General features: G+C 70.5%; 25 protein-coding genes. 13 read left to right on the top strand and 12 right to left on the bottom strand.

Going from position 1 to position 22,781, the window contains the following annotated elements:
* Positions 1 to 65 precede the first annotated feature (65 nt).
* Both AB0B45_RS07920 and AB0B45_RS07915 read right to left on the bottom strand, forming a co-directional pair.
* Positions 66 to 1,502 (bottom strand): APC family permease, encoded by a 1,437-nt coding sequence (locus AB0B45_RS07920; RefSeq protein ID WP_358127057.1) that lies wholly within the window; start codon positions 1,500 to 1,502, stop codon positions 66 to 68.
* A gap of 192 nt (positions 1,503 to 1,694) precedes the next feature.
* Entirely contained in the window at positions 1,695 to 2,159 is a 465-nt protein-coding gene (locus tag AB0B45_RS07915; RefSeq protein WP_358127054.1) for a universal stress protein, read from the bottom strand.
* Positions 2,160 to 2,254: 95 nt separating this feature from the next.
* Here AB0B45_RS07915 and AB0B45_RS07910 point away from each other — a divergent pair, with 95 nt between their 5' ends.
* Positions 2,255 to 2,620, top strand: coding sequence for a hypothetical protein (locus AB0B45_RS07910; protein WP_358127051.1), 366 nt, complete (start codon positions 2,255 to 2,257; stop codon positions 2,618 to 2,620).
* A 4-nt stretch (positions 2,621 to 2,624) separates the two neighbouring features.
* Here AB0B45_RS07910 and AB0B45_RS07905 read toward each other — a convergent pair whose 3' ends face one another.
* On the bottom strand, positions 2,625 to 3,311 hold the full coding sequence (locus AB0B45_RS07905) for a DUF998 domain-containing protein (RefSeq protein WP_358127048.1): 687 nt from the start codon (positions 3,309 to 3,311) through the stop codon (positions 2,625 to 2,627).
* Between the two features lie 225 nt (positions 3,312 to 3,536).
* On the opposite strand from AB0B45_RS07905, the gene AB0B45_RS07900 reads away from it, so the two are divergent.
* The 3 genes from AB0B45_RS07900 to AB0B45_RS07890 are packed head-to-tail and all read left to right on the top strand — an operon-like array spanning position 3,537 to position 5,990.
* Positions 3,537 to 3,887: a MerR family transcriptional regulator gene (locus AB0B45_RS07900; protein ID WP_358127046.1), complete on the top strand. Its 351-nt coding sequence runs from the start codon at positions 3,537 to 3,539 to the stop codon at positions 3,885 to 3,887.
* Complete coding sequence (locus AB0B45_RS07895; RefSeq protein WP_358127043.1) at positions 3,884 to 4,819, top strand: aldo/keto reductase; 936 nt, start codon at positions 3,884 to 3,886, stop codon at positions 4,817 to 4,819. The genes AB0B45_RS07900 and AB0B45_RS07895 overlap by 4 nt, the downstream gene beginning before the upstream one ends.
* Positions 4,820 to 4,874: 55 nt before the next feature.
* Entirely contained in the window at positions 4,875 to 5,990 is a 1,116-nt protein-coding gene (locus AB0B45_RS07890) for a sensor histidine kinase (protein ID WP_358127040.1), read from the top strand.
* On the opposite strand, the gene AB0B45_RS07885 is transcribed toward AB0B45_RS07890, so the two are convergent.
* Complete coding sequence (locus AB0B45_RS07885) at positions 5,962 to 7,113, bottom strand: low temperature requirement protein A (RefSeq protein WP_358127037.1); 1,152 nt, start codon at positions 7,111 to 7,113, stop codon at positions 5,962 to 5,964. The genes AB0B45_RS07890 and AB0B45_RS07885 overlap by 29 nt on opposite strands.
* Positions 7,114 to 7,129: 16 nt before the next feature.
* Positions 7,130 to 8,044, bottom strand: coding sequence for a sensor histidine kinase (locus AB0B45_RS07880; RefSeq protein ID WP_358127033.1), 915 nt, complete (start codon positions 8,042 to 8,044; stop codon positions 7,130 to 7,132).
* A gap of 231 nt (positions 8,045 to 8,275) precedes the next feature.
* Between AB0B45_RS07880 and AB0B45_RS07875 the strand changes: the two genes are divergently transcribed.
* The gene (locus tag AB0B45_RS07875; protein ID WP_358127030.1) at positions 8,276 to 8,857 is read left to right on the top strand and encodes a DUF1707 domain-containing protein; all 582 of its coding nucleotides are present in this window, start codon (positions 8,276 to 8,278) and stop codon (positions 8,855 to 8,857) included.
* Here the strand turns inward: AB0B45_RS07875 and AB0B45_RS07870 are convergent.
* Positions 8,787 to 9,920 (bottom strand): NAD(P)/FAD-dependent oxidoreductase, encoded by a 1,134-nt coding sequence (locus AB0B45_RS07870; RefSeq protein WP_358127027.1) that lies wholly within the window; start codon positions 9,918 to 9,920, stop codon positions 8,787 to 8,789. The two genes, AB0B45_RS07875 and AB0B45_RS07870, sit on opposite strands and share 71 nt — an antisense overlap.
* A gap of 50 nt (positions 9,921 to 9,970) precedes the next feature.
* On the opposite strand from AB0B45_RS07870, the gene AB0B45_RS07865 reads away from it, so the two are divergent.
* Positions 9,971 to 10,534 carry a TetR/AcrR family transcriptional regulator gene (locus AB0B45_RS07865; protein ID WP_358127024.1) on the top strand — a complete coding sequence of 188 codons (564 nt, stop codon included), beginning with the start codon at positions 9,971 to 9,973 and terminating at the stop codon, positions 10,532 to 10,534.
* On the opposite strand, the gene AB0B45_RS07860 is transcribed toward AB0B45_RS07865, so the two are convergent.
* Positions 10,518 to 10,700 carry a hypothetical protein gene (locus tag AB0B45_RS07860; RefSeq protein WP_358127021.1) on the bottom strand — a complete coding sequence of 61 codons (183 nt, stop codon included), beginning with the start codon at positions 10,698 to 10,700 and terminating at the stop codon, positions 10,518 to 10,520. The two genes, AB0B45_RS07865 and AB0B45_RS07860, sit on opposite strands and share 17 nt — an antisense overlap.
* Before the next feature lie 220 nt (positions 10,701 to 10,920).
* Between AB0B45_RS07860 and AB0B45_RS07855 the strand changes: the two genes are divergently transcribed.
* The gene (locus AB0B45_RS07855) at positions 10,921 to 11,295 is read left to right on the top strand and encodes a hypothetical protein (RefSeq protein WP_358127018.1); all 375 of its coding nucleotides are present in this window, start codon (positions 10,921 to 10,923) and stop codon (positions 11,293 to 11,295) included.
* Between the two features lie 87 nt (positions 11,296 to 11,382).
* Complete coding sequence (locus AB0B45_RS07850; protein ID WP_358127015.1) at positions 11,383 to 12,822, top strand: DUF2079 domain-containing protein; 1,440 nt, start codon at positions 11,383 to 11,385, stop codon at positions 12,820 to 12,822.
* On the opposite strand, the gene AB0B45_RS07845 is transcribed toward AB0B45_RS07850, so the two are convergent.
* On the bottom strand, positions 12,801 to 13,895 hold the full coding sequence (locus tag AB0B45_RS07845; RefSeq protein ID WP_358127012.1) for a glycosyltransferase family 4 protein: 1,095 nt from the start codon (positions 13,893 to 13,895) through the stop codon (positions 12,801 to 12,803). The two genes, AB0B45_RS07850 and AB0B45_RS07845, sit on opposite strands and share 22 nt — an antisense overlap.
* A 23-nt stretch (positions 13,896 to 13,918) precedes the next feature.
* Here AB0B45_RS07845 and AB0B45_RS07840 point away from each other — a divergent pair, with 23 nt between their 5' ends.
* From AB0B45_RS07840 to AB0B45_RS07830, 3 genes are all read left to right on the top strand, one after another.
* Positions 13,919 to 14,734, top strand: coding sequence for a PIG-L family deacetylase (locus AB0B45_RS07840; RefSeq protein WP_358127009.1), 816 nt, complete (start codon positions 13,919 to 13,921; stop codon positions 14,732 to 14,734).
* A gap of 75 nt (positions 14,735 to 14,809) precedes the next feature.
* Positions 14,810 to 15,865: a lysylphosphatidylglycerol synthase transmembrane domain-containing protein gene (locus AB0B45_RS07835; protein WP_358127007.1), complete on the top strand. Its 1,056-nt coding sequence runs from the start codon at positions 14,810 to 14,812 to the stop codon at positions 15,863 to 15,865.
* A 63-nt stretch (positions 15,866 to 15,928) separates the two neighbouring features.
* Positions 15,929 to 19,306: a BTAD domain-containing putative transcriptional regulator gene (locus AB0B45_RS07830; protein WP_358127004.1), complete on the top strand. Its 3,378-nt coding sequence runs from the start codon at positions 15,929 to 15,931 to the stop codon at positions 19,304 to 19,306.
* Here the strand turns inward: AB0B45_RS07830 and AB0B45_RS07825 are convergent.
* Entirely contained in the window at positions 19,275 to 19,778 is a 504-nt protein-coding gene (locus AB0B45_RS07825) for a hypothetical protein (RefSeq protein WP_358127001.1), read from the bottom strand. The genes AB0B45_RS07830 and AB0B45_RS07825 overlap by 32 nt on opposite strands.
* 199 nt (positions 19,779 to 19,977) lie before the next feature.
* Between AB0B45_RS07825 and AB0B45_RS07820 the strand changes: the two genes are divergently transcribed.
* Positions 19,978 to 20,496 (top strand): VTT domain-containing protein, encoded by a 519-nt coding sequence (locus tag AB0B45_RS07820; RefSeq protein ID WP_358126998.1) that lies wholly within the window; start codon positions 19,978 to 19,980, stop codon positions 20,494 to 20,496.
* 24 nt (positions 20,497 to 20,520) lie between these two features.
* Here the strand turns inward: AB0B45_RS07820 and AB0B45_RS07815 are convergent, their stop codons facing one another.
* Positions 20,521 to 20,712 carry a YegP family protein gene (locus AB0B45_RS07815; RefSeq protein WP_358126995.1) on the bottom strand — a complete coding sequence of 64 codons (192 nt, stop codon included), beginning with the start codon at positions 20,710 to 20,712 and terminating at the stop codon, positions 20,521 to 20,523.
* 119 nt (positions 20,713 to 20,831) lie between these two features.
* Here AB0B45_RS07815 and AB0B45_RS07810 point away from each other — a divergent pair, with 119 nt between their 5' ends.
* Positions 20,832 to 21,695, top strand: coding sequence for a serine hydrolase (locus AB0B45_RS07810; RefSeq protein WP_358126992.1), 864 nt, complete (start codon positions 20,832 to 20,834; stop codon positions 21,693 to 21,695).
* Positions 21,696 to 21,740: 45 nt separating this feature from the next.
* On the opposite strand, the gene AB0B45_RS07805 is transcribed toward AB0B45_RS07810, so the two are convergent.
* Positions 21,741 to 22,004: a DUF4235 domain-containing protein gene (locus AB0B45_RS07805; protein WP_358126989.1), complete on the bottom strand. Its 264-nt coding sequence runs from the start codon at positions 22,002 to 22,004 to the stop codon at positions 21,741 to 21,743.
* Positions 22,005 to 22,186: 182 nt separating this feature from the next.
* Complete coding sequence (locus AB0B45_RS07800; protein WP_358126986.1) at positions 22,187 to 22,777, bottom strand: TetR family transcriptional regulator; 591 nt, start codon at positions 22,775 to 22,777, stop codon at positions 22,187 to 22,189.
* Between the last annotated feature and the right edge of the window lie 4 nt (positions 22,778 to 22,781).

Here is a 22,781-nt window from a genome sequence, read left to right as displayed (position 1 = left end):
GCGTCGTCATGAGCTCATGGTAGCCCGGCCGGCCTGTACGGCACCAGCGAGCCCGCGACCGGCGGCTATCCCCGGATCCGAAGGCGCCGGCGCCACGCCCACCACAGGCCGCCCAGCGCGAACACCACCAACCCCGCCACCACCGACTCGGACGGCAGCGTGAACGCCAGCACCAGGCACAGCGCCAGCCCCGCCAGGGGAACCGCCTTCGGTGGCGCGCCCTCGTCGGGCGTCAGAGTGAGGGCCGAGGCGTTGGCCACCGCGTAGTAGACGAGCACGCCGAACGAAGAGAACCCGATCGCCCCTCGCAGGTCGACCGCCAGGACCAGCAGGATCACCAGCGCGGCCACCGCAAGCTCCGCCCGGTACGGCACCTGCCTGACCGGGTGGACGGCGGCGAGGAACCCCGGCAGGTCGCGCTCCCTGGCCATCGCGAAGGTGGTTCTGGACACCCCGAGGATCAGGGCGAGCAGCGCGCCCAGCGCCGCCACCGCCGCGCCCGCCCTGACCACCGGTGCGAGCCATCCCGCGCCCGCCCAGGTCACGGTGTCGACGAGTGGGGCGGGTGACAGGCCGAGCCGTGCGGGGCCGAGGACCCGCAGCGTGGCCAGGGCGACGAGCGTGTAGACGACGAGCGTGATGCCGAGGGCGAGCGAGATGGCCTTGGGGATGGTCCGCTCCGGGTCGCGGACCTCCTCGCCCAGCGTGGCGATGCGCGCGTATCCGGCGAAGGCGAAGAACAGCAGCCCCGCCGCCTGCAGGACGTCCCAGAGGCCGACGGGATAGAGGCCGTCGGCGGGCGCGGTCGAGAACCCCTGCGGCACGCCCGCCGCCACGAAGGTTGCTGTCAGGCCCCTCTCCTGGTCTGGCTGCGCGTCCGGATCCAGCGATCCCTGCGGGTCCGACGACGGTTCCGGGAGAGCTCCCGGCGACAGGTACGGCTCGGCGCCGGCCGAGCGCGACCAGGTCTCCTGGAGCAGGCCCAGATAGGAGACCGTCGGCGCCTTGCCGCCCGTGAGACCCGCGACCACCACCGCCGCCAGCACGGCGAGGACGAGCGCCACGATGATCCGCGCCGCCGTCGCCGAGCGCTGCACGCCGTACAGGTTGAGCGCCGTCAACGCCACCACCGCGCCGACCGCCAGCGGGACGGCCAGGTCGGGCGCGACGTACGCGCCGAACGTCAGTGCCATCGCCGCGCACGAGGCCGTCTTTCCGACCACAAAGCCCCAACCGGCCAGGTATCCCCAGAACGGGCCGAGCCGCCGGCTGCCGTAGACGTAGGTGCCGCCGGACTCCGGATAGCGGGCCGCGAGCCTGGCCGAGGAGGTCGCGTTGCAGTAGGCGACGACGGCCGCCAGCGCGAGCGCGGCCGGCAGCCAGCGGCCCGCGATGGAGGCGGCGGGCGCGAAGGCGGCGAAGACCCCCGCACCGATCATCGCGGTGAGCCCCACGACGACGGCGTCGCCCGTGCCCAGCCGCCGCGCCAGACCTGACGCCATCCGCCCTCCCTCCGGTGAACCAGAGATTCACGAGGGAACCACTGTGCCCTATCGAGGCGACATTCCGGGTCCGCCGGCGGCCCCCGCGGCCTGGCCGCCGAATCCCGGTGGACACCATTCGGTCGTCGTCCGCGGCGGCGCGGTCCTTCGAAGCGTCATGGGACGCCGCCCGATCGGGGGATCAGGGCGAGGTCACTCCTTGGTCTCCTTGTCCTCCTTGGACGGCACGATCAGCACGGGGCGCCCCGCATGGTGCAGCACCCGGTCGGATGTGCTGCCGAGCAGGAGCGACCTGACCCCGCCCAGCCCTCTGGTCCCCGTCACGATCAGCGTCGCGTCAAGCTCCTCCGCCACGTCCACGATCGTCGACCACACCGCCAGCGAGTCGGACTCCCACCGGGCGGTGGCGTTCAGGCCGGCCTGAACGGCCAGTCCTGCCCCCTGCTCGGCCAGCTCCCTGGTGGCGGCCTGGATCGCCTCGTCCTCGGCCGTGGTGTCGACCGGCGCGATCATCCCGGCCGAGCCCCTGATCGAGGCGAGAGCGAGCCGCTCCCACACGCTGAGGACGACCGCCTCCTGGCCCTTCAACAGGGTTCCCGCGTAGGCGATGGCCGCCTTGGAATCATCCGAACCGTCATACGCCACCAAAATGGTCATTGGGCCTCCTCTTACGTGGTGATCTCCCTGCGCCTCCTATCCCGCGGGATCCGTTTCATTCGTTTCCCGAGCGGTCGGCGGGTAGGGCGGAACCTATGACCGTTACCCAGTTCCACGATCTCCCGCTCGCCGACCGCGACAGGGAGTGGGACGCCGCAGAGGCCGAGCAGCGCGTCCGCTCCTGGGCGAAGGCCGAGGACGCGCCCAACGCGAAGTACCGCGAAGCCCACGTCTGGTACGACGGCGACAACGCCGACGAGTTCGGCGCCTACAAACTGCCCATCGCCGACGTCGTCGACGGCACGCTGAAGGCCGTCCCTCGGGCGATCATGGCGGCCGGCGCCGTCATGCAGGGCGCGAGGGGCGGGGTCAAGATACCGAAAGACGAGGTGGACCGGGTCAAGGCCCACCTCGCCAAGTACTACGCCAAGCTCGGGGAAACGCCCCCTTGGGAGCGCTGACCACCTACGCGGCCAGCGACCGAGACGTCTGCACGGGAACGTTCGCCGCTGGAGCGGCGTGCTGGACGGACACCAGCCCGTGACCGCGGTGGGCCCTCCAGTGCGGTAGCCGTACCAGATGGAGGCTCAGGAACAGCAGCAACCCGAGCTCGGACACCACCACGAACCGCTGGGTGAGCCCGGCGGGGATGTCGCCGTTGCTCAGCGGGATCCCGAACATCCTGACCACGTAAGGGATCACGACCAGCACCAGCGCGGCCAGCGCGAAGCCGCTGAGCACCTTCACCGCCCGCGTGTAGCCCACCTTCGCCCTGGCCAGCAGCAGGCCCGCCACCGGCATCACCAGGAAGGCGACGAACCCGGCGTAGCGGTGGATGCCGCCCGACAGGGACAGCGGCAGTCCAGGTCTGTCGGTCGGGAAGACGCCCAGGAGGAACATGCACACCCCCCACGCCGCCACCAGGGCCACGACCTTGCGGTCGGCGCCCGACCTGCGGAGCGCGGCGGCGATGAACGCCGCGCCGACCGCGAAGAGCGTCAGCGAGGCGGGGAGGAGCCACCCGATCGGGTGGAAGGCGTACTCGCTGATCAAGGTGTGCATCGGGTCAAGCCCGGCCTCCGTCTGCAGCGTGAGCATCGCGCCGGCGCCCGTTCCGAGCGCCGCGAATCCACCGATGAGCAATCCCTTCATGCCGTCAACGCTCGTGGAACACGGCGTTCCGGAGTATCGGAGATCGGCCCCACGCGGCCCCTGAACCGACCCTTACGACCTTGGTAGGACCATCCCTTGCATCACCCCGATGACCTGGCGGGAGTCGACCCTTGGTGGCGCTGGCCCCCTCAGGGTGGGTACAGCTGACTACCGGTCCTGCGTCCGGTTTGACTTCGAGTGCACTCTAAGGGCGACTCTGGAGGCATGACGATCCAGGAGGCCGCGCGCCGGTCGGGGCTGAGCGCCCACACGCTGCGCTACTACGAGCGCATCGGGCTCATCCACTCCGTCGACAGGGATGGCAAGGGCCACCGCGACTACACGGAGCAGGACCTGAGCTGGCTGGAGTTCCTGACCAGGTTGCGCAGCACCGGCATGCCGATCGCGGACATGTGCCGCTATGCCGACCTGCGCCGGCAGGGACGGCACACCGCCCCCGAGCGCCAGCGGATGCTGGAGACCCACAGGGTCCGCGTGGCCGCCAGGATCGCCGAACTCGCACAGGACCTCGATGTCCTCGACTACAAGATCAATATGTACAAGGAGATGTCATGACCTCCAGGATCGGGCTCGGCTGCATGGGCATGTCCGAGTTCTACGGCGAAACCAATGAAGCCGAGTCGATCGCCGTCATTCACCGCGCTCTAGACCTTGACGTGAATTTTCTGGATACCGCCGACATGTACGGCCTGGGGCACAACGAGGAGCTCGTCGGCCGAGCCATCAAGGGCCGCCGCGACGAGGTGTTCCTCGGCACCAAGTTCGGTATCAGGCGCGACGGCGGCGTCCGCAGCATCGACAACACCCCCGAGTACATCCGGCAGGCCTGCGACGCCTCGCTCCAGCGCCTCGGCGTCGAGCACATCGACCTCTACTACATGCACCGCCGCAACCCCGACGTCCCGATCGAGGAGTCGGTCGGCGCCATGGCCGAGCTGGTCGAGCAGGGCAAGGTGCGCAACCTGGGCCTGTCGGAGGTCTCGGCCGACACCCTGCGCAGGGCGCACGCCACGCACCCCGTCTACGCCCTGCAGAGCGAGTACTCCCTGTTCACCAGGGACATCGAGAAGGAGATCCTGCCCGCCGCGCGCGAGCTGGGCGTCAAGCTGGTGGCCTACTCCCCCATCAGCCGCGGCCTGCTGAGCGGCGCGCTGCCCGCCGCCGACCAGCTGGCGGCCGACGACTTCCGCAGGGTCAACCCCAGGACCTCGGGCGAGGCGGCCGACCACAACGCGGGGCTGGTCGCGCGCGTCGCCGAGATCGCCGCCGAAGTGGGCTGCACGCCCGCTCAACTCTCCCTGGCCTGGCTGCTGGCCCAGGGCGAGGACATCGTGCCGATCCCCGGCACCAAGCGGCTGAAGTACCTGGAGGAGAACACCGCCGCGGCCTCCTTCCCCCTCACCGCCGAGCAGCTGGACGCGCTGTCCGGCCTGGCCGACGCCGTTCAGGGCGCCCGCTACGCCGATATGTCATCTGTAGAGCGGTGATGTCCGTCTAGCGGGTGATTTGTTGCCGCCTGGCGACGCTCTACAGTCGGGATCCATGAGGCTCGACTGGGCGATCGCCGTGATCGTGGCCGTGTTCTCGCTGGCAGAGGAGATCGGTGGCCGCACCGGCGAGCCCGGCCGCGCCCATCCCGCGCTGTGGATCGGGCTCGCCGTCGCGAGCGCGGCCCTGGTGGCCGTACGGCGGCGCATCCCGTTCGCCGCGCTGGCCGCCTACGCGGTGTTCGGCGGCATGGCGATCCCGCTGTCACAGGAGACGCTGGGCGCCTGGCAGTTCTACGTCGAGCTGCTGCTGCTCTTCACGCTGATGGCGGAGGTGCCGCCCAGGAACTGGCGGACGCCCGCCGGCCTCGCCCTCGCGCTCGGCTTCGTCGGCCTGGTCGTCTTCACCGACGACGCGCCCATCGGCCCGGGCGACGTCGCCATCGCCCTGGTGATGACCAGCGTCGCGGCCGGCGCGGGCTTCGCCGTCCAGCGCCACAGGGAGGTCGCCGCCCAGGCGCAGGAGCGCGGCGCGCTCCTGGCCAGGGAGGCGGTCAACGAGGAGCGCAACAGGATCGCCCGCGAGCTGCACGACATCGTCGCCCACAGCGTCAGCGTCATGGTCATGCAGTCGGGCGCGGTGCGCCGCTGCCTGAACGAGGAGCAGGCCCGCGAGCGGGAGGCGCTGACGGGCGTGGAGGAGGCGGGCCGCGAGGCCGTCCACGAGCTGCGGCGCATGCTGGGCGTGCTGAGGTCGGTGCACGAGACGGAGGTCAACGCCCCGCAGCCCAGCCTGGGCCGCCTGGAGGAGCTGGTGGAGCAGGTGCGCGTGGCCGGCCTCGTCGTGAAGCTCGACGTGCGCGGCGAGCCCGCCCCGCTGTCCGCCGGTCTCGAGCTGTCGGCCTACCGGATCATCCAGGAGGCGCTGACCAACACGCTGAAGCACGCGGGCCCGACCAGGGTGGTGGTCACGGTCGCGCACCGGCACAGGGAGCTGTTCCTGGAGATCACCGACGAGGGCCCGGCGCCCGGCCACGAGGTGCCGGGACGGCGCGCGCTCGGCCACGGCCTCATCGGCATGCGTGAGCGGGTGGCGCTGTTCGACGGGTGGCTGGAGGCGCACCCCCTGCCCGAGGGCGGGTTCACCGTGCGGGCCACGCTGCCCGCCTGATCAGCGTGGACGCCACCACCAGCGCGGCCATGATCACCGCGATCAGCGGGACGGCCGAGGGGGCGAGACAGGCCAGGAGCACCAGTGCCGCCGCGATGAGGAAGGCGGCGCTGTCGGCTCTGCCGTACGCGTGCGGGCGGATGTGCAGCGCCCACACCGCGACCAGGAAGACCGCGACGGGGACGGCCATCGCCAGGCCCGCCTGCGACCTGGTCAGCACGCTCTCGCCGGTGACGGAGGCGACGTTGACCTCGATGCCCGCACCGACGGCCCCGATCGACGCGAAGATCACGTAGTGGCCGTACCCCCACGGCAGCGCGACCCTGTTCGAGGTGAGGATCTCGTGGGTCTCGGGGCCGAAGTAGATCCACCACAGCGCGAACACGATCACCAGCGCGCCGACGGCCAATGCGATCAGCGACGGCTTGGCGCCCTGGTCGGACAGTGCGCCGCGCACCGAGACGGTGGCGCCCAGAACGTTCTCGCCCATCATGATGATCGTGAATAGCCCGTAGCGCTCGGCGATGTGGTGCGCGTGCCAGGTGGTGCGCGTGCCCCTCTCCGACCACACGGGTACGGCCAGCTCGATCACCGCGCCCAGCGCGAACACCGGCACCATCAGCGACTCGGGCGCGACGAACAGGACGGACCAGTAGACCAGCGCCAGGCAGATCCCGAGCGCGTAGCGCCGTGCCACCCGCCGGTGCGCGGGGTCGCTCGCGGCGGCGCGCAGCCACTGGAAGGCCATCGCGAACCGCATGATCAGGTAGCCGAACCAGAAGACCCGGTAGTCGTGATGCTCGAAGGCCCTCGGCACCCCCGCCGCCAGCACGAGCACGCCCGCCATCTGCACCAGCGTCATGACGCGGTAGATCCAGTCGTCGGTGTCGTAGGCGGAGGCGAACCAGGTGAAGTTCATCCACGCCCACCAGATGGCGAAGAACGCGGTGAAGTAGCCGGCCAGCGCCTCGCCGAGGTGCCCGGCCGACAGGGCGTGAGCCAGCTGGTTGACCGCGAAGGAGACCGCGACGACGAAGAACAGGTCGAACAACAGCTCCAGCGGGGTCGCGACGCGGTGCGGCTCGTCCGTCGGGCGTGCCCGCATCGAACGCAGCAGCGTCATGCCGCCGTCCTGCGGCTCACTGCGGCCGGTCGAAATAGGCGCGCACCACCGTCGAACCCTCACGGGTGTGGACACGGACCAGGTCGCTGAGCAGGTTGACGATCAGCAGGCCGCGCGAGCCGGGCGTGCGCGGGTCCACGGGGGACCTGCCGACGAGCGGGTCGAGGATGTGCCCCGCGTCGCTGACCTCGCAGACCAGGCGGCCTTCCTCGTGCCATACCCGCAGCACACCCGAGCCGCCGCCGTGGTCGAGGCTGTTGGCGCCCAGCTCGGAGACCGCCAGTTGCACGTCGTCGAGGCGGGTGCCGGACAGCCCGGCCGCCATCGCCCACTCGTTGGCCATGTGCCGCACCTCGCCGAGGTTGCCGCTGTCGAAGTGGAGCGCGACGGACGCGGGCGGCTCGTACAGGGGCACGTTGTAGCCGTCGATCACCCGCATGGGGGCGTAGAGGCCGCTTTCGCGCTCGCCGTTGGCGTCCTGGAGGACGGGGTGGGTGAGCTCGGCGTCGTCGAGGACCTCGGGCTCGAGCCGCTTGGCGTCGTAGGGGCACATGATCGTGACGCGGCGTCCCTCGAAGGCCAGGTTGATCAGTGCCTCGTGCTGGGCGCACGCTGGGTACTCGGTGCCGGTGCGGCCCGCCCAGATGGGCTCGCCGATGATCCGCACGTGCCTGTCGGGATAGTGGTCGGCGAAGTCGCGCAGCACGCCGGGGATGATCCGGCCGGGGTTGCGGCCCACGACCGTCATGTCCAGCATCCGGACCCGCCCCGCCGCCTCGCCGAGCTCGTCTCTGATCAGCTCGAGGTTGGGGCCTGGCACCGCCACGGCCACAGGGTCACCCGCCGCCAGTCCTGCGCGGATGAACGAGGCCGTGCCCGAGAGATAGTCCACGTCGTCCTTGTAGAAGAACGCCGGGTGCGCGAACGCCATATCTGTGAGGTTACCGCGACAGGGTGAGTTACACCTGATCATCGGGTATTACATAGGTACGTCCCACTGGAAGGATTCCACTAGGTGAAGAAGCTCCAGCTGGTCCCCCGTCCGCGGCTCCCCCGCCGCCCCGTTCCCCTCGACCTGCGCACCCCCTCTGGCAGACCCCTCCCTTTCTGAGACTTCCCTAGACTTCCGAGGCTTTCTGAGACGCGGATGAACGATCGACGGATGCGCGTGTCCGACGCCGACCGAGAGCGGGCCGCGCAGCAGCTCCAGAAGGCCTTCGCCGAGGGCCGGCTGACCCCGGCGGAGCTGGACGAACGGCTGGAGCTGGCCTTCGCCGCCAAGACCTACGGCGACCTGACCGAGCCGCTGTCCGACCTGCCGGGCGCGGGCGCCTTCGTGCCCGTCGCCGGTGCCTCCGCTCCGCACGCGGACGCGGTGGTGCTGGAGTCGAAGAGCGGCGACGTGAGCCGCTCGGGCGACTGGCCGGTGCCCCAGCGGCTGAGGATCGTCTCCAAGTACGGCAACGCCAGCCTCGACCTGTCCGAGGCGAGCGTCGACCATCCGGTGGTCGACATCGAGTTCGACCTGAAGTACGGCTCCGCCAAGATCGTCCTGCCTGAGGGCGCCACCGCGAACGTGGACGGCTACCAGGCGGAATGGGGCGGAGAGGCCAAGGTGACCGTGCCCGCGCACCCCCGGCACGGCATCCTCCACGTGCGCATCACCGGCCGGATCAAGTACGGCGAGCTGAGGGTCCGCTATCCGAGGCGCTCGGTCGCCCAATGGTGGAAGAGCGAGACGTGATCGGGTAGCTACCGCTCCAGCGCAGCATGGCGGCGAACGCCTGCGTCATGAGCCGGTCGGGCAAGAGCCTGAACCACGGCTGGTGGCTGTTGGTCATCTCCGTCCGCGCCAGCATGGCCGGCCGCCGCACGACCTTGGCCCTGGCCCGCTCGTAGGCGCGCAGCCGCTCCGGGACGGGTCCGCCGCCGCCGAGCGCCCTCGCCAGCGCCCACGCGTCCTCCAGCGCCTGGTTCGCGCCCTGCGCCATGGTCGGCGGCATGGTGTGCGCCGAGTCGCCCGCCAGCGTGGTCGGCCCGCGCCCCCACACAGCGGGCACCTTGTGCCGGTGGTGGGGGAAGAAGTCCGGCTCCCTGATCGCGGCCAGCACCGAGGGCACGGGCTCGGCCCAGCCGCCGAACAGCTCCTTCAGCCGCCCCACCGGATCGGGCTCGTCGCCCCAGAGCGGCCTGCCGGGCCCCGAGCGCACGTCGAACCACCAGAGGACGCGCCCGCCGCCCGCGTGCAGCAGCCCGCAGAACCCCTCCCTCCCGGTGATCATGTAGCCCTCACGGATGGGCAGCCGCGCGAAGCCCTGCCAGGTCACCCAGCCGCCCGGCTCGGCGGGATCGGCGCCCCAGAGCGCGTGCCTGACGACCGACCTGCGGCCGTCGGCGCCGACGAGCACGTCGCCGCGCACCACACAACCGTCGGCCAGCCGTACTTCGGGCTTGTCGGGGTCGGCAGCGACCACCGGCGCGCCGTAGGTGACGCGCACACCCTCGGCGAGTAACTCGACAAGTTCCCTGCGTGCCAGGTGGACTGCGCGCCCGATCGAGGCGACGTCCACGGTGTACAGCCGGCGGCCATCACACGACCACGATCCCAGCCTCGCCAGCTCTTCCCCGACTCCGCCCGGGTCGAGGCCGAGCTCGCCGAGGATGCCCACGGCGCCCGGCCAGAGCGTGACCGAACCGCCCGCCGTACGCAGGGAGGGGGCCTCCTCGTAGATCTCCACCTCGTGGCCGTGCAATGCCCGCGCCAGGGCCAGTCCCGCGACCCCAGCGCCGATCACGACTACTCTCATATTCGATACCTCCGATATCAGATACTAATAGTCTCATAAAGGATTGGACAATGACGAGAGGCCGCAAGCCCGACCCCACGCTCGACCTCCGCATCAAGGAGGGCGCGGTCAGGCTGATGCTCGACAAGGGCCTCGCCTTCACGATGGACGAGGTCGCCGAGGCCGCGGGCGTCGGGCGAGCCAGCGTCTTCCGCCGCTACGCCACCAAGCGCGACCTGCTCCTGGCCACGATGACGGCCCTGATGGACGCCCAGATCGCCATCCCCGACACGGGTTCACTGGAGGGCGACCTGCGTGTGATCGTCTCCGACACCGTCACCATCTGGCGCGACCCCGCGGTGGCCACCCTGGCGAGGCAGGTGTACGGCGAGGCGGGCAGGGACCCGGCCGTGGCGGCGATCGTCAGGGACAGCATGCGCACCAGGATGGAACGGTCGTGGACCGTCTACGACCGGGCGATCGCGCGCGGCGAGCTGGCGCAGGACGCGGACCTGTGGCTACTCACCGACCTGTTCGCCGGGCTCGTCGCGTACCGGGGGCTGCTGGGCATGGACTTCGGCGACACCGACGCGATCGTCCACGCCCTGCTGCACGGGTTCAGTCAGGAGGGTTGATCTTGGTGATGTCGACCTCCTCGATCGGCCCCACGAAGATCCGGTCTATGAACCACAGCACGACGGCGATGCCGACGAGGATCGCCGCCCGCAGGTAGACGTCGCCCGACCGGCCCGTGATCGGCAGAGTCAGGAAGAGGCGGGCCACCGCACCGAGCACGGGCATCCACGTGGGCGCGACGACCCGAGGAAGGCGAACGCGCCGACGATCACCGGGGCGAACTCGGCCAGACCTTGCGCCCGATGACCCGCTTCAGCTGGTGGCTCTGTGTCATGACACGGCTCCTACTCGTGCATGTGACAGGTGATGTAAGCGGGATGTAAGTGAACATCAAGTCTGGGCCCATAATGTCCCTTCTGCTGCACATCCAACGAAGGGCACCAGAATGCGTTTCCTCAAGCGGGCCATCACCGTCTCCGCGGCCACGCTGACCCTCGCAGGCCTCACCGCCTGCGGTGCTGTGGGCACCGCCGTCGACTGCAACGCGGCCGGGAACGAGGCCACCAAGATCATGCAGGAGTGGACGGGCAGTCTGTCGGCAGGCATGACCGACCCCAAGGCCATGGAGAAGGCCTCCAACACCGCCGCCGAGAAGTCCAAGGCTCTCGCGGCGAAGTACGACGGCGAGATCGCCGCGGCCCTGAACGACCTGGCCGCCGGCTTCGAGAGCATCAAGGACCTCAAGGACGCCTCGAAGCTCACCGAGTTCACCGGCAAGATGCAGGGCTTCTCCACCAAGATCCAGAGCGCCTGCACCTGATGAATCGCCTGGCCGCCGCACCGCCTGTGGGGGGCAGCGCGGCGCGGCGGCCAGGGTCAGGCGTCCGATCTGTCTACCCTGTTCCCCGTGCGCCCGACGACCTCCCCCCGCCTATGGGTCTACCTGCTGTCGCTCGCGGCGGCGTTCGCCTACGCGCTGCTCGGCCTGGTCAGGCTCGTCACCTTCCGCGCCACCACGTTCGATCTGGTCATCGTGGACCAGGCGGTGCGCGGCTACGCCCGCTTCGGCGCGCCGTACATCCCCTCGGTGGGCGTCTTCCACGACCGCGGCATGGACTACCCGCAGCTGGCCGACCACTTCTCGCCGATCTACGCGCTGCTCGCGCCGCTCTACTGGATCCATGACGGTCCCGCCACGCTGATCGTCGCCCAGGCCGCCCTGTTCGCGGCCGCGATCCCCTTCCTGTGGGCTTTCACCCGCAGGATCCTCGGTACGGCTCCCGCCTACCTCGTCGCCTTCGCCTACGCCGTGTCGTGGCCGATCGCCCAGGCCGCCGCGTTCGACGCGCACGAGGTGATGTTCGTCCCGCTGCTGACCGCCATCATGATCGAGCGCTACCAGGCGGGCCGCCCGCTGCCCGCGTTCGTGGCCATGCTCGCCCTCCTTCTCGTCAAGGAGGACATGGGCCTGATGGCCATCGGGGCCGGAGCGTGCCTCGTCCTGCTCGGCGACCGGCTGCGCGGCCTGCTGTGCGTCACGGTCGGCCTGGCGTGGACCGTCCTGGTGCGCGGCGTGCTGATCAAGCTGGCCGGCGGCGACACCGGCGACTTCTGGGCCTACGGACACCTCGGCGCCGACGTGCCGAGCGCGCTGCTCCACCTGCTCGGCGACCCGCTCGGCACGCTCGCGCTGCCGTTCAGCGAGGAGGCCAAGGTCGACACGCTCTTCCTGCTGGTCTGGCCGACGCTGATGCTCTGCCTGCTCTCCCCGGTCTCGCTCATCGCGCTGCCGCACGTCCTCGAGCGCATGCTGTCCGACAGGTCGTCGTGGTGGCAGGCCGACTTCCAGTACAGCGCGTTCACAGTGATCATCCTGTTCTGCGCGGGCGTCGACGGGCTCTCCCGGCTGCTGCGCCGGATCAAGGGCCCGAACTCGCTGAAGGTCGGGTGGTCGGTCGGCGTCGCCGTCGTCGCCCTCACCCTGCTCCCCCGCTTCGCCCTGGACCAGCTCGCCCATCCCGCCTTCTACCGGGCCGACCCCGACCGCACGCTCGCGGCGGCCGAGGCCGTCTCCAAAGTGCCATCGGGCGTCGTCGTCGAGGTCACCAACTCGCTCGGCCCCGCCCTGACCTCACGCGCCACCGTGCTGCTGTGGGATCACCAGCCCCGCTACGCGCCGTGGGTCGTGGCCGACGTCGCCCGATGGGAGTATCCCCACGGCTCGCCCTCCGCCCAGGCCGAACGCGTCGCGCTCCTGCTGACATCGGGCTACGAGAAGGTCTTCGAGCGCAACGGCTACGTCGTGCTGCGCAAGACCGACGCGGATCAGTCGATGGCCTCCAGGTAACAGCGGTCGAAGCCCTCGAGGACCAGCGGCCACGAGCCGGTCGTCGGCGGCGTGGCGCGGTTGTGCTCGGCGATGGACTCGCGCAGCGAGGTGTCGGTCGACAGCCGCACGACGGCCGACACCAGGTCGTCGAACGAGCGGCCGAGCAGCCCCTCCTTGCCGCTCCTGACGAAGTCGGCCACGCCGCTCTGGCTGCGGGCGACGACGGGCAGCCCCGCCGCGCGCGCCTCGAGCGCGGCGATCCCGAACGACTCGCGGGGCGCGGGGGCGATGAACACGTCGCCGGACGAGAGCACCTTGGCGATCTGCTCGCGGGTGTGGCGGCCGGGCAGCGAGACCCACGTGTTCATGCCGTTCGCGGCGAGAAAGCGTTCCATCGAGCCGCGCGCGGGGCCTTCGCCGATGATCGTGGCCCGCATCGGGACGCCGGAGGGGACCTTCGCGCGCGCCGCCCGCAACAGCTTCAGCAGACGGACGGGCTGCTTGCGCGGCGCGAACCTGCCGACCGCCACGAGGTGCACCTCGCCGTCGCTGGGCGGCAGGGCGCCCGTGGGCCGCCAGCCCGACACGTCGAGCCCGTTGGAGACGACGTGCACGGGCGTGCCCCGGCCCGCGACCGCCCGGATCGGCCCGGCCGCGGCGTTGCTGACGGTGGTGGCGACCAGCCCCCACCTGTGCCACTCGAACACCAGCCTGAGCGCGGTGTAGAGCAGCCGGGTGACGGGGTCCCACATGCTGTGCACCGTCACCACGACGGGCAGCCCCGCCCTGACGGCGGCGCGCACCCCCATCCACGCGAACGGCGAGACCGCGCCCGCGTGGACGTGGACCACGTCGGGTCTGCTCGAGGTCATGAGCCTGGTGAGCTTGCCCACACCACGAGGGTGGACGGGCAGGTCGAAGGGCATCCTGGCGACGATCCTGTGGACGCCGGGAAGCGTCTCTCCCCTGGTCGCGGTGGCCACCTCGACGGCGTGGCCCGCCTCGCGCTGCATCCTGACGAGGTCCGCGACCTGCACCTCGATGCCCCCGAGCCGCGGAAGGTAACAGTCACTGACGTGAAGGATCCGCACCCGTCCCACACTAATCTGACCTTGTGCCACCACGTACCGCTGTGTTCTTCCATGCCCACCCCGACGACGAGGCCCTCCTGACGGCGGGCACGATGGCGATGCTCGCGGCCGAGGGCCACCGAGTGGTGCTCGTCGTGGCCACCGCGGGCGAACGCGGCCTGGCCGAGATGGAGAAGGGCGAGGCGCTCGGTGAGAAGCGGATGAGGGAGCTGTACGAGTCCGCCGCGGTGCTCGGCTGCGCGCGCGTGGTGTGTCTCGGCTACGGCGACTCGGGGCTGAGCCCCTCGGGCGGCATCGCCGAGGAGCGGTCCGACAACGCCTTCATCGACGCCGACTCCGAGGAGGCCGCCAAGGCGCTCGCGGCCGTGCTGGAGGAGGAGAAGGCCGACCTGCTGTCGATCTACGACCCGGCGGGCGGCTACGGCCATCCCGACCACGTGCAGGTGCACAGGGTGGGCAGACGGGCCGCGCAGATCGCGCGGACGCCGATCGTGCTGGAGGCCACGGTCAACAGGGACCCGCTGATCAGGGCGTTGCGGCTGGCGGGCAAGGTCTACACCTTCCCTCCCGAGTTCGACCTCAGGACCTTCGAGAGCGCCTACACGGCGGGCGAGCAGATCACCCACAGGGTCAACGTCAGGAAATACACCAGGCAGAAACGGGCGAGCATGATCGCGCACGCCTCCCAGGCCAGCGGTGGAGACGGCGACAGGACGCTGGCCGTCCTGCTGAAGATCCCGGGCCCGCTCTACCGCCTGGTCTTCGGCACCGAGTGGTACGTCCGGCGCGACCTGCCCCCTGGCACCCGCCTCAGGCACCCCTTCGACGAGGCGCCGTGAGGACCACGTGAGGATCGGCCGCCTCATCCCTCAGGACGACGCTGAACACCCGCGAACCGGGGCAGGGTGGTATCGATGAAGAACAAGTGGCTCCAGATCTCGTTGTCGGTCGTCTCCCTCGGCCTGGCGGTGACGCTCGTCGTCTACCTCCCGCAGATCGTGCAGGCGCTCACCGGCAAGCAGGTCTCGTGGGCGGAGATCGGCGCGGAGTTCGCCACGATGAGCCCCGGGATGATCGCGCTGATGTCCACGGTGTGGCTGGCCAGCCTGATCGCCTACACCTTCGTGCTGACCAACGCGATGCCCGGCCTGAACAACGTGCAGGGCCTCACGCTCAACGCCGCCGGCAGCGCGGTCAGCAACCTGCTGCCGTTCGGCGGCGCCGCGGGCGTGGCGCTGACCTTCGCCATGGCCAGGAGCTGGGGCTTCGGCAACCGCCCCATCGTGGTGATGACGCTGGTCAGCGGGGTGTGGAACACCATGTTCAGGTTCATCCTGCCCGCTGTCGGCATCATCGCGCTGCTGATGGCGGGCGAGGTGCCCAACCCGACCGTGGCCAACGCCGGATGGGTCGGCGCCGTCTCGATCCTCGCCCTCGTCGGCGTCGTCGCGGCCGCGCTCTACTGGGACCGCGCCGCCGCGCTGCTCGGCCGCGCCCTCGACGCGCTCGTACGGCTGGCCCGCCTGAAGTTCTCCGCGTCCGAATCGTTGGAGAAACTCCGTAAGGACATCGCGGGGATCGTGAGAACCAGGTGGCTGGGCCTGTCCACCAGCATGATCGCCTTCCTGGTGCTCCAGTGGCTGATCATGATCTGCTGCATGCAGGCGACCGGCGCGTATCCTGGTCTTGCACAATCGATCGCGGTCTTCGCCCTGTCCCGGGTGCTCACCGCGGTCCTGGTCACACCTAGTGGCGCGGGGCTCATGGAGGGGGGTGTCGTGTTGCTGCTGACTTCCGCTTTCGGCGTGGACACGGCCGCCGCGACGGCCACGGCGTTGCTCTTCGGCTTCTGGACCTACACTGTCGAGATCCCTTTCGGCGGGCTGGCACTGGGCGCCTGGACGCTGCTGGGCAGAAACCGCAGGACTCGTCGCGAGAGCCCCCACACGAACATGGAAACGCAGCCGTGACCATCGCGAACCTTACAAAGACCTTGTGCGTGCTTCGGAAGCGCGCATAGCGTGGCGGCTGACATGGTGGCGTTCCGGGTTCTGGGGCCAGTCGAGGCGTACGAAAGCAACAGCGACGACGAACTCGACCTCGGCGGGTTGCGGCAACGAGCCGTCCTCGCCCGCCTTCTTGTGGCCAGAGGGCAGGTCGTGCCTGTTGACACCCTGCTCTACGACCTGTGGGACGACGACGCGGCCAAGGGCGCGCAGTCGGGCCTGCAGGTCTACATCTCCCGCCTGCGCAGGGTGCTCGAGCCCGGCAGGCCGCGTGGCGGGCCCAACAGGCTGCTGGTGACCGTGGCCTCGGGCTACGCGCTGCGGGTCGCGCCCGAGCAGGTCGACGCGCTGCGCTTCGAGCAGCTGGTCAGGGCGGCGGGCGAGCATCTCGACAGCGACGATCCGCAGTCGGCCAGGACCAGGCTCGGCAAGGCGCTCGGGCTGTGGCGCGGCACGCCGTACTCCGACTTCTGCGACCAGCCGTGGGCGGAGGCCGAGGTCAACAGGCTCACCGAGCTGCGGCTGGTGGCGCGTGAGCGCCACGCCGACACCGGGCTGCGCCTGGGGATGCACGCGGAGACGGTTCCCGACCTGGAGACGATGACGGGCGAGAACCCGCTGCGCGAGGAGGGCTGGCGGCTGCTCGCCCTCGGCCTCTACCGGTGCGGGCGGCAGGGCGACGCGCTGGCCGCGCTGCGCAGGGCGCGCGGCATCCTCTCTGACGAGCTGGGCATCGACCCGGGTCCCGCGCTGCGCAAGCTGGAGTCCGACATCCTGGCCCAGTCGCCCGAGCTCGAACTGACCGCCGCGCCGCGCCCCGCGCGGCAGCCCGCGCCCGTCGCCGACACCTGGCCGCCCAGGGCGACCACGCCCGTCGAGCCGCCGCCGCTGGAGCCGGAGCCCTTCATCGGCCGCGACGCCGAGCTGGCCAGGCTGACCGGCGCGGCCGCCAAGACCGCGCGCTTCGAGGTGGCGATCGTCACGGGCGACGCGGGCGCGGGCAAGACGACGCTGCTGCGCCAGCTGGAGCGCAAGCTCACCGGCGACGGCTGGATCGCCTCCTCCGGCGCCTGCCCCGACTCCAGCGCGACCCCTCCTGGCTGGGCGTGGGTGGGCATCCTGCGCACGCTGGTCGAGGTGACGGGAGCGGGCGAGTACGGCCAGCTCCTCGCCCCGCTGCTCGACGACGGCGAAGCCGACCCCGACGACGACGAGGTGTCGGGCGGCTTCCGCCTGCACCGGGCGGTCGGCGGCTACATCGCCGGAGTCGCCCGCAGGTCGCCCGTGCTGCTCACGGTCGAGGACCTCCACTGGGCCGACGACCAGACACTGGCGCTGCTGCGGGCCCTGCCCAGCCTGCTGGCCACCAGCAGGGTGCTGCTGGTGGTGACCTGCCGCGACAGCGAGCTCGACGACAGGCAGTCCGACGTGCTCGCCGCGCTGGCCAGGCTCGGGCCCGTCAGGGTGAGCCTGTCGGGCCTCGACCCGAAGGCGGTGGCCGAGCTGGTGCGGGCCACCTGCGTGCGCGAGGTGGACGAGGACGCGGTCGAGTCCATCGTCGAGCGCACCAGGGGCAACCCGTTCTTCGTGCGCGAGACCGTGCGGCTGCTCGACGCCGAGGCGGTCGGCGGCGATCGCGCGACCGCCGCCGAGGTGGCCTCCCAGGTGCCCTCGGGCGTGCGCGACGTGCTGCGGCGGCGCATCTCGCGGCTGCCCGAGCGAGCCCAGCAGATCCTGCTGCAGGCCGCGGTGATCGGCCGCGACGTCGACGTCGACGTGCTCGTCGAGGTGGCGGGCGACGAGGACGCGGTCGTCGACGCGGTCGAGGCAGCGCTGCTGGCCGGCCTGGTGACCGAGCCGGGCCCGGGGATGCTGCGCTTCGACCACGACCTGGTGCGCGACACGATCTACTCCGACGCCTCAAGGCTGCGCCGTACCAGGCTGCACGCCGCCGTGGCGAACGTCATCGAGCAGCGCAGGCCCGCCGAGGTGGCGGCGCTGGCGCACCACTTCTTCGTCGCCGACGTCGCCGAGAAGGCCGTCCACTACGCAGGGCTCGCCGCCGAGCAGGCCGAGCGGCGCTTCGCCCACCGCGAGGCCGCCACGCTGTGGGAGCAGGCCATCGCGGCCTTCGACCGCACAGGCGGCGACACCGCCGAGCGGCTCAAGCTGATGCTCGCCCAGATCAAGGCGCTGGCGCTGTGCGGCGACATGACGGCTGCCAGGCTGAGGCGGCGCGAGGCGATGGACCTGGCGCTGCCGCTGAACAACCCGGTGCTGACCGCGCGGGTGGCCGCGGCGCTCGCCGTACCGCACAAGGGCATGGCCCGCGACTTCACCCAGACCGCCTGGGAGATCGTCGACGTCACCGAGCGGGCGCTGATCGAGCTGCCCGAGGGCGAGCAGACGCTGCGCGCGAGCCTGCTGACCACGCTCGCGCTGGAGCTCGAAGGGTCGTCCTCGCCCGAGAGAGGGCGGCAGGCGTCGCTGGAGGCCCTCGAGCTGGCCAGGCAGAGCGGCGACCCGACGCTGCTGGCGGCGGCGCTGAGCGGCAGGCTGCGCCAGTCCTACGACATCCCCGCGGTCGACACCCGCGAGAGCATCGGCCGCGAGCTGCTGGAGGTCGCCCAGCACTCGGGGCAGATGGCGGTGCAGGCGCTGGCCCACCTGGTGCTGCTGGAGTGCGCGGCGGCGCGCGGCGAGTTCTCGGTCTCCGACGAGCACGCGCGAGCCGCCGAGCGACTGGCCAAGCAGTACGACCTGTCGGCTCCGGCCGCGGTCGTCGCCTGGTACGAAGGGCAGCGGCTGATGATCGCAGGCGACTATCCCGGCGCCGAGCGGGCCTACCGCGAGGCGGCCAGGATGACGGCGAGGGCCGGCATGCTGGAGGGCCGCCAGGACCTGCCGCTGATCACGACGTTCTGCCTGCACCTGGTCGACGGCAGGGCCGCGCAGACGGTCGACCTGCTCGCGGAGGCCCACCAGCGCGGCGCCAAGTGGACTCTCGACGCCTACGCTCTCGCGCTGGCCTCGGCGGGCCACGTCAAGGACGCGAAGGCGGTGGCCGCGACCAGGCCTCCCGTACGGCCCGACTTCCTGTACGAGCTGGCCATGACGTGGCGGGCGCTGGCGGGCATGCTGCTCGACGACCGCGAGCGGATGGTCGACTGCTACGACAAGCTCAAGCCGTTCACCGACCGCATCGCGGGCGCGGGCACCGGCGTGGTGGCCCTGTGGCCGGTGGCGCTGACCCTCGGCGACCTGGCGATCAGGCTCGACCAGCCCGATGCGGCTCGCGACCACTACCACAAGGCCCTGGAGGTGGCCAGGAGGGTCGGGGTGCCGCGGTGGGTGGAGGCGGCTCAGCGGGCGGTCAGCAACTCACCAGGATCCGATCCGACTTGATGGACTTCTCCTGCCCTGCGACGACCAGCTCGATGCGGTACCAACCGGGGTTGTCCTGGACGCTGAGCTCCCACTTGACGTTCCTGCGCGCCCCGGCGAAGCCCGCGTACTCGGTCTGGTAGGTCTTCCACGCCCTGTTGACGGAGCTCCATCTGGTCAGCCGCCAGTGGTACATGAGGGTGTTGCCCGCGTCGGGGTTGAGCACGACGGACCTGGCGACGAAGCTCTTGTCGCAGTCGCCCTTGCCGTCGAGCGCGCTGACGGTGATGGTGCCGACATCGGGATCGGTCTGCTCGGTGACCGGCAGGACGGTGGCCGAGAGGTCCACGGTCGTGGTGGCCCGCTGCGTGGAGTTCGCGGTGCCGTAGGCCGAGACGCCGACGTAGGCGGCGGTGAAGGCGAGGGCGCCGACCAAGAGCCTGGCGGCGGTGGACGAACCGGTTCCCAGAACCGCCTTGCTTCTCGTCCCCATGATCAACACCCCTTCTCTTCCACCCCATTTGTAGGGGTGAGGGGTTGAGGTCCACTTGATGGCGACTTGCAGGTCATGGCTCAGCTCTGGCGGGTCGCGGAACGCCGCCCGGGTAGCGTGGGTGGCGGGTAGCGTGGGCCCGTCACGATGACCTAAGGTAAGCCTGGCCTAATATTCTGTTGGGGTGGTGATGTCTGTCATGCGGCACATTGCGATCGCCATCCCCGACCCGACGCGCGCCTCACTGTTCGGCCTGCCGTACTGGCTGATCGTGGCGGTCGGAGCGGTCGCACTGTTCGGCGCCTTCCAGGCCTACTACTGGATCGGATACAAGCTCGGCGACAAGCTGTACGAGTCGAAGTTCGGCAGGAAGCTGCCCCGCGAACGCATTCACGCGGTCGAGAGGGTCGTGGAGAAGTGGGGGGCGCTCGCCGTCTACGCATGCTTCTGGGTCCCCGTCCTGCGCCATACCCTGCCGTGGGTGGCGGGGGCGCTGCGCATCTCCTATCCGTGGTACGTCGTGGCCAGCGCGCTCGGCTGCCTGACCTGGGTACCCGTGACCTCGTTCGCGCTCTACTCGGTGATCTGGGGCTGGCTGGAGCTGGCGACGCACTCCCCCGTGGCCGCCGCCATCGCCGCCGTGATCGTGGTGAGCGCCGTCACGGCCTTCGTGGTGTGGCGCAGGCGCCGCAAGAGCGAGAAGGCCCTCGCCGCCTGACGAGTCCGGCGAGGGCCCGGCCGCTCAGACGGCGGCCATCGTGGTGTCGTCGACCGTCGCCTCGGGGGCGTTCTTCCGGACCGACTCGATCCCGTTCACGCAGGCCGCCTTGGTCGTGTAACCCTCGCTGATCGCGATGGTCTGGCCGTTTCCCGCCACCAGCTTGAAGCGGAATTCTCCGCGCCTGTCCTTTGTAATGATGAACTTGCCTGCCATGTCGATCTCCCCCGATATGACGGTTCTAGGGACCATTTACCCGCGTCCCGGACGACGTTTTCCCGCCATAGAGTCAAGTTCCGCATATCACTCGTTGATCACCTGCCACCATGTCTGACATGCGTATTGGGGGCATTCGACTACTGACCGGCACCGCGGCTCTCGCCCTGATCGTGGGGTTCACCCCGCCGACGCAGGCGGAGACGCACGCGGCGAAGGCGCCCGAGGTGGGCGCGCGGATCGCGTACGTCGTCGACTCGTCGGGGACGGCCCATTTCGGCAAGCGCGAGACCCGCAGGGTGCCGATCGCCAGCCTGGTGAAGGTCATGACCGCCTATGTCGTCCTGCACGAGGGCGACCTCGGCGATCTCATCACCATCACCAAGGCCGACGTACGGCATGCCGCCGACCACGGCGCCACCAGCGCGGCGCTGCGCACCGGCGAGAAGGTGACGGTCAGGGACCTGCTCTACGGGCTGATGCTCCCCTCGGGAGCCGACGCGGCCAACGCGCTGGCCCGCACCTACGGCCCAGGCAAGCCGGCCTTCATCGCCAAGATGAACGCCGCCGCGCGCCGGCTGGGCCTGGCCGACACCGTCTACACCAACGCCGACGGCCTGCCCGCGCCCAAGGAGGGCGGCCACTCCACGGCCGTCGACCAGGCCAAGCTCGCGAAGATCGCGCTGGACGACTCGACGTTCAGGACCGTCGTGTCCAAGAAGACCTACAAGCTCCCCAAGAGCGCCCTCCACCGGGCCCACACCTGGACCAACACCAACAAGCTGCTGGGCCAGACCGACGGCGTGATCGGAGTGAAGACCGGGTTCACCAGCAAGGCGGGCTTCTGCCTGCTGTTCGCCGCCGAACGCAACGGCAGGCGCGTCATCGGCGTACTGCTCGGCGACCAGGACTCCCGCCGCTTCACCACCGCCGGCAGGCTGCTCGACTACGCGAGCGAGCAGATCACCGCCACCACTCCCTGACACCTTGACCGCCTGCCGGCGGAGCTGATCGGCGACACCGGCAGGTCAGTGCTTCGCCCCGCTCTTGACCGCCTTGCGGCGGAAGGTCTGCGCGCCCGCGCGGTGCACGGCGGCCTTGACCAGGCCGAAGATCGCTCCCTGCACCGCCGCGGCGACGAGGACCTCCATCCAGCTCCTGGCCAGGTCGTCGGCGTCGGGCGCGTCGTCCTGACCGGACGCCAGCTTCCACACCCGTTTGAACAGCGAGCCCGCCAAGGCACCGCTCAGCACGCCCATTCCCAGGGATGCGACTTTCTCCACAGACTGCATCTCGTCTCCTCACGATGATGTCTGTCCGTGCCCCGTGTCCGGCTCCCAAACGCACCCGCGGCGATCGCCGCGCTTAACCCCGGCTCCTCGCCACCTGAGAACCTCCGGGGAACGTCGGTTGTACCGCTCCGCGGGGCCCACAGGCGCGAGGACTCCAGGCCACTCGACCGGGCGGGGCCTGGTCAGGTCTGCTCGGGCGACTCGGGCCAGCCGGATTCGAGAAGGTCGAAGATGGCGTTCATCGCGGTCAGGGGGTCGGGTTCGGTGCCCGCGAGCTCGGGGATCTCCAGGACGTAGCGGGCGAGAGCGCGGACGGTCATGTCGGAGGGATCGCGGCCGCTCTCGGCGGCGATCGCCTCGGCCAGGGCTCCCTCGCTGGCTATCCAGAGCTTGCGTGAGTATTCCCGCAGGGCGGGCGTGCTCACGATCAGGTCGCGCTTGCGCCGCAGTTCGGGCGGGAGGTCTTCGGTGAAGGGCCCCCGGCCCGCCATGCAGCGGCGCAGGGCTTGCAGCACCGACTGGCCGGTGGGCCGGTCGCGGACCGCGGCGACCAGCCAGACACGTCGTTCGGCGCCGTCGTCGAAGATCAGCGCTTCCTTGCCGTCCGGCACGTGCGCGAACAGCGTGGCGATGGAGACGTCCGCCTCGTCGGCGATCTGAGCGACTGTGACGCCGTCGTACCCGTGCTCGGAGAACAGCCGCAGCGCGGCGTCCGACAACGCCTGGCGGGTCTGTGCCTTCTTGCGCTCGCGGCGCCCCATCGTCGTCGCCATGCCT

This window comes from Nonomuraea sp. NPDC049152 (assembly GCF_040648355.1).
Lineage (GTDB): Bacteria > Actinomycetota > Actinomycetes > Streptosporangiales > Streptosporangiaceae > Nonomuraea.
Note: the sequence above shows the minus strand (reverse complement) of the source record. Positions and strands in the feature narration are given on the sequence as shown.